Source organism: Pseudonocardia sp. KRD291 (assembly GCF_019263595.1).
Taxonomy (GTDB): Bacteria; Actinomycetota; Actinomycetes; order Mycobacteriales; family Pseudonocardiaceae; genus Pseudonocardia.
Genome location: NZ_JADQDD010000164.1, coordinates 1 through 14,054, shown reverse-complemented (window position 1 = coordinate 14,054; position 14,054 = coordinate 1). Strand labels below are relative to the sequence as shown.

Below are 14,054 nucleotides of genomic sequence, written 5' to 3'. Positions count from 1 at the left end.
GTTCGTCGTGTTCTCCAGGCCGGAGAGGTCCCTGACCACACGGACGCGGTCGCAGTGCTCGGCGTAGGCGGGCAGGTCGCAGCGGCCCAGGCCCCAGGAGTACCTGGGTTCGGGGGTGAGCCAGATGGTCTCCCGGGCCCGCCTGGTGATCTCGATGAACGCCTCCATGTTGGGGTCGTTCCCGTTGCCGCGGCCGTCGCCCAGGATCAGCACCGTGGACCGGCGGGTGACCGCCGTGGGGTGCTCCTCCAGGAACTGCCCGAACGCGAGCCCGTAGTGCGAGTTCGCGTCCACGTCGAGCTGGTCGCCGCCGAAGATCATGCCGAGCGCCTGCTCGACCGGGTGGTCTGCGAACAGGTCGGTGACCTCGACCAGGTCGGCCACGAACGCGAACGAGCGCACCTGGCCGAACAGGTCCTGCAACCCGTGCACCAGGTGCAGGGTGAACCGCGCGGTGGCCCGCACCGACAGCGAGACGTCGGCCAGCACCACCAGCCGCGGCTTGTCCTCCTGGCGCTGCACCGTGACCGGGTTGAACGGGACGCCGTCGTAGCGCATGTTCTTGCGCATCGTGCGGCCCGAGTCGATCCGCCCGCGCGGGGACACCCGGCGCCGGTGGGTCAGGGCCCCGTGCAGTGACTTCGCCAGGCGCCGCAGCGAGTCCTCGAGCTGCATCCGCTCGCGCTCGTTCGCCCGGTCCACCTCGGCGACCCGGTCGATGTCGTCGTGGCCCTCGACGATCCGCTGCTCGATCTCGAGAAGCTTCTCCAGGTGGGCCTTGATCGCCTCCGGGAGGCCCTCCAGGACGCCGGCGAGGCGCCGCCGCAGCGCGGCCGCGTCGTCCTCGTTGCCCTTCTCCGCCTCGGAGAGCGCGTCCTCCTCCGAGTTGAGCCAGCCGAGCAGGGCGTCCTGCTGGGCGACCGACAGGTCGGCGTCGACCTTGGTGCCCTGGGCCTCGGAGATGTCGCCGGGCAGCCCGCCGCCGGAGAACCGGTCGGTCTCGATCTGCACCCGCTGGCCCTCGGTGATGTCCTGGCCCTCGTTCTCCTTGGAGAACACGATCTCGTCGGTCATCGCCGCCAGGTCGACCTTGTTGGCCTCCTGGTGCAGGTTGTACTGCTCGGCGAGGTCCTCCGGGTCGAAGTAGTCCCGGATGTCGACCGGGGCGCCGTGGTCGTGGCCCTCCTCCGGGGTCTCGCTCGGCTCCTCGGAGAGCGTGAAGTCCTCCAGCAGGCCCTCGTCGGTCATGTCGCCGTGCCCGTGCCCGTGACCGTGGCCCCGGTCCTCCTCGCCGACCTTGACCAGCGAGAAGAACAGGTCGAAGACCTGGTCGAAGACCTCCTCGTCGCGCCGGTCCTTGACCAGCGAGACCCGCAGCGCCTCCTTGAGGGTGGCCTTGTCGCTCATCACACCCGGCTGGCCCGCACACAGCATCGCGTCCACGGCCTCGGAGACCGAGATGCGGATCGCGCGTATGCGGAGCAGCCGGACGAAACGATGAATGCTCGCTTCCACGCCGGCTCCCCTCGACCTAGATCGGGCGCTTGCGGCTGCCGCCGAACGAGCGGCTGCCCTGGCCCGGCGTCACCTTGCGGATCTGCGACGGCGGCGGCGCGGTCCCGCCGGGCAGGCCGCCGTAGATCCCGCCGTGCCGGCCGGGTTCGTCCTTGCCGGCCCGCTTGGCCCGTCCGTCGACGTCGCCGTCGTCCGGGTCGTCGCTCGCCGTGGACCGTGCGACCGGCTTCGGCGCGGGGGCGGGGGCGGCGGCCGGCTCGTCGTGCGAGTGGTCGCCGTCGTGGCCGTGCCCGTGACCGTGGCCGTGCCCGTGGCCCTCGTCGACCACCACGTTCGGGTCGACCAGACGCGGCAGCGCGTCGAGTGCCTTCTTCACGTCCTTGTCGTACTTGACCACGACCGAGACGGTGTCCGAGAGCACCTGCGCGTTGAGGTCGTCGACGCCCAGCACGGCCAGCGTGCGGGCCCAGTCGATCGTCTCCGAGATGCTCGGGGCCTTGCGCAGCTCCAGCTCGCGCAGGCCGCGCACGACCGTGACGAGCTCCTCGGCCAGCGCGTCGGACAGCCCGGTCTTCTTCGACTTCACGATCTCCAGCTCGCGCGCGGCGGCCGGGTAGTCGAGGAACAGGTGCAGGCAGCGGCGCTTGAGGGCGGCGGCCAGGTCACGGGTGTTGTTCGAGGTCAGCAGCACGTAGGGGCGCTTCTCGGCCGTGAACGTGCCGATCTCGGGCACCGAGATCTGGAACTCGCCGAGCGTCTCGAGCAGTACGGCCTCGAGCGCCTCGTCGGCGCGGTCGACCTCGTCGATCAGCAGTACGACCGGCTCGGGCGACCGGATGGCCTCCAGCAGCGGGCGCGGGGCGAGGAAGCGCTCGGAGAAGAACACGCTGTCCTGCTCGCCGATCCGCTCCACCGCGGACGTCAGATCCGGGGCGTCGGCCACCACCTGGCCGATCTTCTCCCGCAGGATCTGGGTGTACATGAGCTGCTTGCCGTAGTCCCACTCGTAGAGGGCCTTGGTCTCGTCCTGGCCCTCGTAGCACTGCAGCCGCAGCAGCCGGCGGCCGGTGGCCAGCGCCAGCATCTTGGCCAGCTCGGTCTTGCCGACACCGGCCGGACCCTCGAGCAGCAGCGGCTTGTCCAGCCTCGTCAGCAGGTAGACGGTGGTGGCCAGACGCGTGTCGGCGATGTATCCCTGCCCTCGCAGGGCCTCGACGACCTCGTCCACGGACCCGAAGGGCTGGTCCGCGACGGGACCGGACTCGGCAGCAACAACCTCGGACACGAACTCTCCTTCCGGGGCCACGTCCATGACGTGAGCGTGGCGGCACGCAACCAGCGGGCCCACCCGACCTCCAGTATCACTCCCGGAGGCGGGGTGGGCCCGCTGGGCCGCGTCATACGACGGAACTACTCACCGTCGGGTCAGGCCCGACGGGCCGATCACGGGATGAGCTCGTCCAGGTCACCGTTCACCGAGTGCTCGACGACCGGGCGGACCGTCTCGAACGTGCACTCCTTCGGGTTGCCCGGGGTGCAGGCGTCGCCGAGGACGTGGTTGGTGATCCGGTCGACGTCGGCGACGTCGCCCTTGATGACGCCCGAGTTCTCGTAGAACTTGGTCGGGCCGGTGCCCAGACGGTTCTTCGAGTACGAGTCCTTGGTGACGTCGGCGAACTTCTCCGGGATACCCACGTCACGCAGCAGACGGATCGACGCGGCGAGCGCGGCGTCCGCGGCCTGCGGCTTGGTCATGCCGTGGGTGTCGATGCCCATCGCCTCGGCGATGTCGGCGAAGCGCCCGTAGCAGACCGGCATGTTGAACGCCCACACGCGCGGCAGCGCGATGGCGTTGTTCAGGCCGTGGTGGGTGTCGTAGAACGCCGAGACGGCGTGCGAGATCGAGTGGATGATCCCGAGGCCACCGGAGTTGAACGCCTGGGCGGCGATGTACTGCGCGTACATCATGCCCTCGCGCCCGGCCAGGTCCTGACCGTTCCACACCGCCGCGCGCAGGTTCTCCGCGGTCAGCTTGATGGCGTGCAGGGCGTTGCCCAGCGACGGCTGGAAGTTCAGCCGCGAGGTGTAGGGCTCGGAGGCGTGCGCGAGCACGTCGAAGCCACACTGCGCGGTGAAGTCGACCGGGCAGTCGAAGTAGAGCACCGGGTCGTCGATCGCCAGGCTGGTCACCGACTGGTCGTCGAACGCCACGTACTTGTGCGGGTTGTCCGGGTCCGTCGTGGTGTCGGTGATGACGTAGGCCCAGGAGGTCTCCGAGCCGGTACCGGCCGTGGTGGAGACCGCGATGTGCGGCGGGTTCGCCGGGTTCTCGGACTTGTTGAAGCCCTCGAACTCGTTGACGTTGCGGCCGTCGTGGGCGACCGAGATCCGCGCGCCCTTGCAGGCGTCGTGCGAGGAGCCGCCGCCGATGGAGACGAAGGAGTCGCAGTTGTTCTGCTGGTAGAGGCCCACAGCGTCCATGACGTTGTAGTCCTTGGGGTTCGACTCGACCTTGTCGTACACGACGACCTCGAGGCCGTGGTACTTCATCGACTCGACGATCTTGTTGACGATGTCGGTGCCGCGCAGGCCCGACGTCATCACCAGCGTCTTCTTGAAGCCCAGCTTGAGGGCTTCCGGTCCGATGAGCTCGTGCGAGCCGGGGCCCATCAGTGCCCGGGGGAACGGGTGGAACTCCTTGATGGGGAACGGCTTCAACAGTTCGTCAACCTGCATGGCAGCCCTTTCTGGTGCAGGGAGTGGGTCAGCACCGGACGCTAAGGGCGCCGTGACCGCGCGCACAGGGGCACGGAGCAAGACCGTCAAGAGGGCGGGGCGGAAACCGTCTGGTCGTACAGGGAGCAGCACGGGACCGTCGGGCGCCGACCGGATTCTTGCACCTCGCCTGCTATTGCAACAAGTATGCGTTGAGCTTGGTCGGCCTGCGATCCGTGACCGCTGCCCGTGGGCGCCCCGGTCGCAGCGGCGCGCTCACGCCCGCGCGGCGACCCGGAAGCGTCCGACCTCGGTGAATCCGCCCCGGGCGAACCACTCCCGGGGCCTGTCCCCGGCCATCGCGCTCAGAGCGACGAGGTCACAGCCGGCCGCGGCGGCACGGTCCCGTGCCGCATCGAGCAGCGCCCGGCCGTGGCCGCGGCCGCGGTGCCGCGGGTCGGTCTCCAACGAGTCCAGCCACGCCGTCGCGCCGTCGATCTTGAGCAGGCAGGACGCCAGTACCTGCGCGCCGTCGCGCACCGCCAGCGGGAGCAGTCGGGTGACCGCGTCCTCGGCCTCGACGCCCCCGCGCCAGGGCGCGCCCCGCTGCGGGCCCAGCGCGTCCAGGGCGACGTCCTCGACGCCGGACGCGCCGGCTTGCTCGGCGGCCCGGGTCGCGGGAGCGGTCATCAGGCACAGCTCGTCGACGCGCCAGCCGAACCCGCGCAGGTCCCCGGCGGTGCCGGCGAGCGCCGGGCCGTAGAGGACGGCGGACCGGTACGGCAGGCCCTCGAGCGTCCGGTCGGCCTCGGCCACGACCGTCGCGGCGTCCACCGGCCCCTCGATGATCAGCTGGTTGTGCATCCGTGAGGCCGGCACGGCGTCGGTGCGCACGGCGACGCCGCCGGCCACCGGCATCTCCGCGGTCGCCACCCGGCGCAGCAGCGACGGCTCCCAGAGCGCGGCCCGGTTCCCGGCGTCCGGCTCCGGCACCGACGGCGCGCCGAACCGGTCGTCGCCGTCCGGGCGGTAGGGCAGCACGGCCAGGACCGCCGACGCCGGCACCGCGCCGTAGGCGTGCGGGAACCGCATCGACTCCGGGTCCCCGGGCACGCCGGGTTCCCACCGGACCTCGATCCCGGCCCGGTCCAGCGCCGCCCGGTCGACGACGAGCAGCACCATGTCGCGCCGTCCGGCGAACAGCCGTTGAGCCGGTAGCGCCACCTGTTCCGCGGTCGACAGGTGCACGAAACCCACCTCCCGCAGGGACGGTGGCGCGACCGATCCCGAGGTCAGGGCGGTGCGCCAGTCGGCAGGGGTGCACAGGTGCAGCAGGACGTCCTCCACGGAGATCAGCATGCGCCCTGCCCGATCGGACGGGCGGCCCGGGCGATCCTTGCTTTCGGCACCGGGTGCCAATAACGTCCGAAAACGTTGCCCGTCCCGTCACGCAGGAGGTACGCCGATGGCCCCGACCGAGCAGAACGAGTCCGCCAACCAGGAGCCGCTCGTCGAGGAGACCCTCGTCGAGGAGGTCTCCATCGACGGCATGTGCGGTGTCTACTAAGCCGCTCGACGCCAGCGCGACGGTGGCCGGTCCGGGGTCGGCGTTCGACCCCGGATCGGCCTACCGGTGCAGCCCGAACGTGGCGCTGCGCCCGGAGCCGTTCGGCGCGCTGGTGTACGACTTCGTGACCCGCAAGCTGTCGTTCCTCAAGACCCCCGAACTGGTCGAGGTCGTCAAGGGCCTCGAGAACCACCCCGACGTGCACGCCGCGATCTCCGCGGCCGGCGTCGCGGAGGCCCAGCGTCCCGCCTATGTGAAGGCTCTGGCCGGTCTCGCCGAGTCCGGCACCATCGAAGCGCGCTGAGCGCCCTCGCCCGTTCCCGCTCGACACGCCCCGACGCGTGATCACCACAGTGGAGTGTGCCCGTGAAGCTCGTCGACCATTTCCAGTACGGCTTGAACTCGCCCATCTGTCTGACCTGGGAGCTCACCTACGCCTGCAACCTGGCGTGCGTGCACTGCCTGTCCTCGTCCGGTCGCCGCGACCCGCGCGAGCTCGACACCGCCGAGGCCAAGCACGTCATCGACGAGCTGCAGCGGATGCAGGTCTTCTACATCAACATCGGTGGCGGCGAGCCGACCGTGCGCCCGGACTTCTGGGAGCTCCTCGACTACTCGATCGACCACAACGTCGGGGTCAAGTTCTCCACCAACGGCATCAAGCTGGACAAGAAGCGCGCCAAGCAGCTCGCCGCGACCGACTACGTCGACATCCAGATCTCGATGGACGGCGCGACCGCCGCGGTCAACGACCACGTGCGCGGGCCCGGCTCGTTCGACACCTCGATCCGCGCGCTGGAGAACCTGGCCGAGGCCGGGTTCGGGCAGCCGAAGATCTCGGTCGTGATGACCCGCGAGAACGTCGACCAGCTCGACGAGTTCAAGGCGATCGCGGACAAGTACAACGCGCAGCTGCGGATCACCCGGCTCCGTCCGTCCGGCCGCGGCGCCGACGTCTGGGACGAGCTGCACCCGACCGCACCGCAGCAGAAGCAGCTCTACGACTGGCTGGTGGCCAACGGGGACAACATCCTCACCGGCGACTCGTTCTTCCACCTCTCGGCGTTCGGTGAGGCCCTGCCGGGGCTGAACCTGTGCGGCGCGGGACGCGTGGTCTGCCTGATCGACCCGGTCGGCGACGTCTACGCCTGCCCGTTCGCGATCCACGAGAACTTCCTGGCCGGCAACGTGCGCTCGCCGGGCGGTTTCCAGGAGGTCTGGCAGAACTCGGAGCTGTTCACCGAGCTGCGCCAGCCGCAGACCGGTGGCGCGTGCGCGTCCTGCAACCACTACGACTCCTGCCAGGGCGGGTGCATGGCGGCGAAGTTCTTCACCGGCCTGCCCCTCGACGGCCCGGACCCGGAGTGCGTGCGCGGCTTCGGCGAGCAGATGCTGGCCGACCGTTCCTCGGACACCGTGATCCCCAAGTCCGTCGTCAACCACTCGCGCTCGGAGCCGCGCAACTCGCGCACGCCGAAGGCGCCGACGATGCTGAGCCTGGCCCCGCCGCCGCGGCGCCCGGACCGGGCCTGCGACGAGAGCCCGCTGGCCGGCATGCCCGTCCCGGACGCCGCGCCCGTCGCGGTGCCGGTCGCCGGGAGCTGAGCGAGCCCGCCCGGTACCCGACGGACCGCCTGGTCACGCCGATCGAGATCCGGGGCCGGCGCGCGCCGTCGCGGGTGGTCTTCGGCCCGCACGAGACCAACCTCGGGTACCGCCGGGAGATCTCGGACGCCCACGTCGCCTACTACGCACGCCGTGCCGCCGGTGGCGCCGGAGTGGTCGTCACCGAGACCGCGTCGGTGCACCCCGGTGACCATCCCTACGAACGCGCTCCGCTGGCTGCGGACGCCCGCACCGGCTGGGCCGCGGTCGCCGAGGCCTGTCGCCCGCACGGCACGCTGGTGCTGGCGGGGCTGGGGCACGCCGGCTCCCAGGGCTCCACCGCCTACTCGCAGCTCCCGTTGTGGGGGGCGTCGCGGGTGCCCGACGTCGTCACCCGCGAGGTGCCGATGGTGATGGAGCAGCCCGAGATCGACGCGCTCGTCGACGGGTTCGGCGCGGCCGCGCGCGGCGCCGCCGCCGCGGGGCTGGACGGGGTGGAGATCAACGCCGGGCAGCACTCCCTGCTGCGCCAGTTCTGCTCCGGTCTGACCAACCACCGCGCCGACGGCTACGGCGTCGACCGGGGCAGGCTGCTGCGCGAGACCCTGTCGGTGGTCCGCGCGGCGCTCGGCCCGGGCCGGGTGCTGGGGCTGCGGCTCTGCGTCGACGAGCTCGCGCCGTGGGCGGGGATCACACCGGACGTCGGAGCCGCCCTGGCCGCGTCGGTCGCCGATGTCGTCGACTACGTCGTCCCGGTCCGGGGCAGTGCGCTCTCGGTGTCCTCGACCCGCCCCGACCTGCACACCGCGCCCGGTTTCAACCGGGAGCTGTGTGCGGCGGTCAGGGGCACGGGGTCGCTGGTCGTCCTGCAGGGAAGTGTGGTCGACCCGACCGCGGCGGCACGGGCCCTCGCCGACGGCACCGCGGACCTGGTCGAGATGACCCGCGCCCAGATCGCCGACCCGGACCTCGTCCGCCTCGCCCGCGACGGCGCCCCGGAGCGGATCCGGCCCTGCACCCTGTCCAACCAGGTCAGCCTGGCCCGCGACCCGCGCAACCCGGTCGTCGGCGACGAGGCCGAGCCGCGGTCCGGGCACGAGACGACCGACCCGCCGGTCGACGGGCGGGACCCGCTGCCCCGCGACGTCCTGGTCGTCGGGGGCGGGCCCGCCGGTCTCGAGGCCGCGCGGACGCTGGCCCTGCGCGGGCACCGGGTCCGCCTGCACGAGCGCGACGACGTGCTCGGCGGGGCCCTGCGCCCGGCCGCCGCGGTGCACGGACGGGAGCGGATCGGGGTGCTCCTGCCCTGGTGGGAGCGCGAGCTGGAACGGCTCGGCGTCGCCGCGCACCTCGGCGTGGAGGTGACGGCGCAGGATCTCGACGCCGCGGAGCGGGCCGGCGCGGCCGTGCTCCTGGCCACCGGCTCCCGGCCCGCGCCACCCGGGTTCGTCTCCGACGTCCCGGTCGTGCCGGCGGCGGAGTTCGAGCACGCCGTGCTGACGGCGGGGTCGACGTCGGCCGCGGTGGCGCTCGCCGCCGGATCCCCTGCCGCCGTCGTCGTGTTCGACCCGGTCGGTGACTGGACCGGGGTCGGGGTCGCCGAGCAGCTCGCCGTGGCCGGGGTCTCGTGCACGCTCGTCACGCCGGACGCGGTGGCCGGCGACCAGCTCGGACGCACCGGCGACCTCGCCGACGCCAACGCCCGCCTGGAGCGTGCGGGCGTCACCCGAGCCCTGTTCTCGACCCTGCGCACGGTGACCGACGGCCGCGCGCTCCTCGCCGACATCCACACCGGAGCGACCTGCGAGCTTCCGTGCGACCTGGTGGTCGACTGTTCGGCGCGCCTGCCGGAGGAGCCATTGTGGACGGCCGGGCGGCACCGGTTGCGTGCCGGTGACTGCGTCGCGCCGCGCACGCTCGCCGAGGCGGTACGCGAGGGCCGCCGGGCCGCGTTCGTGATCGGTGCCGGAGCCGCGGCGGGACCTCCGCGGTGACCGGCCTGCTGCACACCCCGTTGCGCCTGGGGCCGCTGACCCTGCGCAACCGGGTCGTGTTCACCGCGCACCTCACCGGCTACGCGACCGACGGCCTGCCCACCGCGCAGCACGCCGCGTACTACGCCGCCCGCGCGGCGGGCGGCGCCGGACTGGTGATCACCGAGGAACACTCGGTGCACCCGCACGACCGCCCGTACGAGAAGGTCATCCGCGGCCACGACCCGGCCGTCCTACCCGGCTACCGGGCGATCACCGGTGCGGTGCACGCCCACGGGGTCCCGGTGCTCGCCCAGCTCAACCACAATGGCGGCCAGGCGTCGGGGATGTACTCCCGCGAACCCGTGCCGGCCCCGTCCGCGCTGCCCGACCCGATGTTCCGCGAGGTCGCCCGCGCCATGACCGTCCCCGAGATCGACGAGGTGGTGGCGGCCTACGCGCGCACCGCCGCGCACTGCGTCGAGGGTGGCTTCGACGGCGTCGAGCTGCAGTGCTCGCACGCCTCGCTGCTGCGGATGTTCCTGTCCCCGGCGACGAACCGGCGCACCGACGCCTACGGCGGGACCCCGGCGAACCGGGCCCGGATCGTGCTCGACGTCGTCGCGGCCGTCCGCGCGGTGCTCGGCCCGGAGCGGGTGCTCGGCGTCCGGATCGGCGCCGACGAGCGGGTCGACGGCGGCATCGGGCTGGACGAGGGCGTCGTGCTGGCCCGGCTGCTCGAGGCGACCGGGCAGGTCGACCACGTGAACACCTCGATCGGGGTGGCCACCGCGTCGCTGTACCTGATCGAGGCGTCGATGCACACGCCCGCGGGCTACGCGTCGTTCATCCCGTCCGCGATCCGCCGTGCCGTGTCGCTGCCGGTGATCGGCGTCGGCCGGTTCACCCGGCCCGCCCAGGCCGAGGCGGCTCTCGCCGCGGGCGAGTGCGACCTGGTCGGGGTGGCGCGCGGGCAGATCGCCGACCCGGAGTTCGCGGCCAAGGCCGCCGACGGGCGCCCGGTGCGCACGTGTGTCGGCTGCAACCAGGAGTGCGTCGGGCGGGTCGGGCTCAACCGATGGCTGGGCTGCACCGTCAACCCGCGCGCCGGGCACGAGGCCGTCGCACTGCCGGCGCCGTCGGTGCGGGGCCTGCGGGTGACCGTCGTCGGCGGGGGCCCGGCCGGGCTGTCCGCGGCGGCGACCGCGGCCCGGCGCGGGCACCGGGTGACGCTGCTGGAACGGGCGCCGGCGACCGGGGGCCAGGTCGCGCTCGCCGCGACCGCCCCCGGACGCGGCGAGCTCGGGTACGTGGTGCGGGACCTGCTCGGCGAGTGCGTGGCGTCCGGTGTGGACGTCCGCACCGGGGTCGAGGCGGACGCGGACCTGCTGCGCGGGTCCGGCGCGGACGCGGTCGTGCTGGCCACCGGCTCGGCCCCCGAACCGCCGCCCTGGGCGGTCCCCGGCGTGGTGTCCGTGCACGACGTCCTCTCCGGCGCCGCGAGCCCGACCGGGCGGGTGCTGGTCATCGACGAGACCGGCTTCCACCAGGCCACGTCCGTCGCGGAGCTGCTCGCCGCCCGCGGCGCTCGGGTCGAGATCGTGACCCCGGCGATGGTCGTCGGGCAGGACCTCGGGCTGACCCTGGACCGGGAGAACTTCCGCCGTCGCGCGCACGCGGCGGGGATCGACACGGCCACCGACCGGGTGGTGACGGCCGTCGACGGCCGGCCGGGGGCGTTGCGGGTGACCCTGCTGCACCACCCGACCGGCGGAACCGGGTACCGCGAGGTCGGCGCCGTGGTCACCGCGTTGTCCACAACCCCCTGTGACCATCTGTGGACAACCCTGCGGGGCGCCCCGGACGTGTACCGGATCGGCGACGCCGTGGCGCCGCGCCGGATCGACGCCGCGGTCCGCGAGGGCGAGCAGGTCGTGCTCGCGATCGACGCCCGGCCGGGCCCGCGGCGACCGCCCCCGCCCCGGGAGGCAGGCTGGCCCCATGCTGCTCGGTGACCTGGCCTGGACCGATCTCGACGGGCGGGCGCCCGCGCTCGTCGTCCCGGTGGGATCGGTCGAGCAGCACGGCCCGCACCTGCCGCTCGACACCGACGTCCGGGTCGCGACGGCCGTCGCGTCCGGCGTGCACGACCGGGACCCGTCGCTGGTGCTCGCCCCCGCGCTGTCCTACGGGGCCGCGGGCGAGCACGAGGGCTTCCCCGGGACGGTCTCGCTCGGGCAAGAGGCGCTGCGCGCGGTGCTCGTCGAGTACGGCCGGTCCGCGTGCCGGTGGGCGTCACGGCTGCTGCTGGTCAACGGGCACGGCGGCAACGTCGCGACGCTCGTCGAGGCGGTCGCGCTGCTGCGCCACGAGGGCCGCGACGCCGCCTGGGTCCCGTGCGTCCCTCCGCCCGCCGTCACGGCCGGGGTCCCGCTCGACGCCCACGCCGGACGGGTGGAGACGTCGCTGATGCTGGCTCTGGCCCCGCACCTGGTGCGCACCGACGCCGCCGCGCCGGGTGCGACGGGCCGGCTGCGCGATCTGCTCGAGCCGATGCGCACCGGTGGTGTCGTCTCGGTCAGCCCCAACGGCGTGCTCGGCGACCCCTCCGGTGCCTCCGCGGAGGAGGGCCGCCGACTCCTCGACGGGATGGTCGCCTCCGTTGCCGACGCCGTGCACCGCTGGGAGCCGGACGCGTCGACGGGCAAGTTGGGCTGAGAGCTCGGCCGGGATCTTCCACGGGCCGGCCGGTCGGGACCGGCTCATCCCACCCTCGTCGAGCTGAGAGAGTCTCAGATTTCGGGCTGGATCTGTGCTGTTCGGCGAGGTAGAATCGAACACATGTTCGCAGAGTCGACGACGGGCGTGGGGACGGTCGAGAGGCCGATCCTCGCCCGGTCGGTGTGGACGGACCTCGGGGGCGGGGTGTGGCGCTGCAATCCCGCTCTGAGCGAGGAGACCGTTCCTGAACTGCGCCACCCCGACCACGCCCGCCGACGCCTCGCCGCTCTGACAGTGCGCGAGCTCTCCCCGTCCGACATCGAGCGGGTTGAGAACTCCTCCGGCGCTGACGACGTTGAGCCGGCGGTCGGGGAGTACGGGATCGGTGGACTCGACGGTGTCGCGGTGGCGACGGTGGTCGGTGCCGCGCTGGCCGATGTCCGCGGTGTCGACGACGCCTCGTTGATCGACCGGATCACCGATGCCGAGCGCCTGGCCCGCTTCGCTGCTGGTGCCCGGGCCGAACTGGTGGCGGAGTTCGCGCGGCGCCGTCCGGGGGACGAGTCGACGCTGGTCTGTTCGGACCGGGTCGAACTCGGCTCGCGGTGGGCACCCGACGAGCTGGGCCTGGCGCTGGACCTGACCCGGTTGAGCGCGAAGGCTCTGATCGGGCAGTCGACACAGCTGGCCACGGTTCTGCCCGACACACTCGCTGCGCTGTGCAACGGGCAGATCGACGAGCGCCGCGCCGACGCGTTGTGCAGCGCCACACTGCAGCTGCCTGCGGAGTTGGCACGTCGGGTCGAGGCGATCGTGTTGCCCGCTGCGCCGGGGCGGACCCTGCGCCAGGTGCGGGAACGGCTCTACCGGGCGGTGCACCGGGTCGATCCCGACGGGGAGTACCGGCGGCACACGGAGGCGCGGGTGGAGCGGCGGGTGAGTGTGCAGCCCCGGGAGAACGGGATGGCCGCGATGTGGCTGCACGGGCCCGGCACCGAGGTGGAGGCGTCGTTCACGATGCTGACCCGCCTGGCCGAGAGTCTCGGCGCCGGGGACCCACGCACGAAGGACCAGCGCCGTTTCGACCTCGCGATGCAGACGATGCAGGGCCGCCTGACGGTGACCGATTTGGCCGACGTCGCCGCTGCCGTGGCCGGGACACACGTGGGGGCGGCGACCGATACGCCGTCACCTTCACCGGTCCCGACCGATCTCGACCGGGACGAACCGGCCGACGGCACGGTGAGTGAATCCACCGAGACCGAGACCGAGACCGAGACCGAGACCGAGACCGAGACCGCCGACCCGCATGTCGGTGGCCCGGAGGCGGCGGACCCGGGGCCTCCTGATCCGGAGCCGACGGACCACATCGACCTGGGCACTACGGCGCCGGTGCCGGCCCTCGTCGACATCGTCGCCGCTGCGCTCGCTCTGCGGCCGCAGGTGCACGAGACCGTGCGTAAGCCGCTGATCCAGGTCGTGATCGGTCTCGACACCCTCATCGGCGCCGACGACAATCCCGCAGAGCTGATCGGGCACGGCCCGATCTCCGCTACCACCGCCCGCGCCCTTGCCGCCGACGGCGTCTGGAAACGCCTGGTCACCGACCCCCTCTCCGGGAACCTGCTCAATCACGGCCGCACCACCTACCGGCCACCGGCTCCACTGGCCGACCACGTCGACGCCCGCGACCAGTACTGCCGCTTCCCCACCTGCTCCCGCCGGGCCCGCGACAGCGACCAGGACCATCTGCGCCGCTTCGAACACGACGGCATCACCGGCGACGAGAACCTGCACGCCCTGTGTCCGATCCACCACCTGCTCAAGGAACACCGCGACTGGAACGTCCTTGCTCAACCCGACGGAACCCTGACCTGGATCACCCCGACCGGGCACCGCTACACCAGCGAGCCCTACGACTACCGCCCCTTCACCGACACGCCGGACGCAGGCGCCCC

Annotated in this window: 11 protein-coding genes; 7 read left to right on the top strand and 4 right to left on the bottom strand. The window is 72.6% G+C overall.

All coding sequences use genetic code 11. The features are described 5' to 3' along the window. The 4 genes from I4I78_RS20820 to I4I78_RS20805 all read right to left on the bottom strand — a co-directional run. On the bottom strand, window positions 1-1,515 hold a 1,515-nt coding region (locus tag I4I78_RS20820; protein WP_218613124.1), incomplete at its 3' end, for a VWA domain-containing protein. Between the two features lie 16 nt (window positions 1,516-1,531). Then, complete coding sequence (locus tag I4I78_RS20815; RefSeq protein WP_218613123.1) at window positions 1,532-2,827, bottom strand: MoxR family ATPase; 1,296 nt, start codon at window positions 2,825-2,827, stop codon at window positions 1,532-1,534. Between the two features lie 131 nt (window positions 2,828-2,958). Beyond that, window positions 2,959-4,251 (bottom strand): NDMA-dependent methanol dehydrogenase, encoded by a 1,293-nt coding sequence (mdo, locus tag I4I78_RS20810; protein WP_218613122.1) that lies wholly within the window; start codon window positions 4,249-4,251, stop codon window positions 2,959-2,961. A 255-nt stretch (window positions 4,252-4,506) separates the two neighbouring features. After that, entirely contained in the window at window positions 4,507-5,589 is a 1,083-nt protein-coding gene (locus I4I78_RS20805; RefSeq protein WP_218613121.1) for a DUF952 domain-containing protein, read from the bottom strand. A 106-nt stretch (window positions 5,590-5,695) separates the two neighbouring features. Between I4I78_RS20805 and mftA the strand changes: the two genes are divergently transcribed. The 7 genes from mftA to I4I78_RS20770 all read left to right on the top strand — a co-directional run. Then, complete coding sequence (mftA, locus tag I4I78_RS20800) at window positions 5,696-5,797, top strand: mycofactocin precursor MftA (RefSeq protein WP_218613120.1); 102 nt, start codon at window positions 5,696-5,698, stop codon at window positions 5,795-5,797. Next, the gene (gene mftB, locus I4I78_RS20795; RefSeq protein ID WP_218613119.1) at window positions 5,787-6,101 is read left to right on the top strand and encodes a mycofactocin biosynthesis chaperone MftB; all 315 of its coding nucleotides are present in this window, start codon (window positions 5,787-5,789) and stop codon (window positions 6,099-6,101) included. Before mftA ends, mftB begins: the two co-directional genes overlap by 11 nt. A gap of 62 nt (window positions 6,102-6,163) precedes the next feature. Further along, window positions 6,164-7,402, top strand: coding sequence for a mycofactocin radical SAM maturase (gene mftC, locus I4I78_RS20790; protein WP_218613118.1), 1,239 nt, complete (start codon window positions 6,164-6,166; stop codon window positions 7,400-7,402). After that, entirely contained in the window at window positions 7,399-9,396 is a 1,998-nt protein-coding gene (locus I4I78_RS20785) for a mycofactocin system FadH/OYE family oxidoreductase 1 (protein ID WP_218613125.1), read from the top strand. Before mftC ends, I4I78_RS20785 begins: the two co-directional genes overlap by 4 nt. Further along, window positions 9,393-11,390, top strand: a complete 1,998-nt coding sequence (locus tag I4I78_RS20780) for a mycofactocin system FadH/OYE family oxidoreductase 2 (RefSeq protein WP_218613117.1) — start codon at window positions 9,393-9,395, stop codon at window positions 11,388-11,390. The genes I4I78_RS20785 and I4I78_RS20780 overlap by 4 nt, the downstream gene beginning before the upstream one ends. Further along, window positions 11,377-12,093, top strand: coding sequence for a mycofactocin biosynthesis peptidyl-dipeptidase MftE (gene mftE, locus I4I78_RS20775; protein ID WP_218613116.1), 717 nt, complete (start codon window positions 11,377-11,379; stop codon window positions 12,091-12,093). Before I4I78_RS20780 ends, mftE begins: the two co-directional genes overlap by 14 nt. Before the next feature lie 123 nt (window positions 12,094-12,216). Then, the coding region (locus tag I4I78_RS20770; protein WP_218613115.1) for an HNH endonuclease signature motif containing protein at window positions 12,217-14,054 on the top strand (1,838 nt) is incomplete at its 3' end.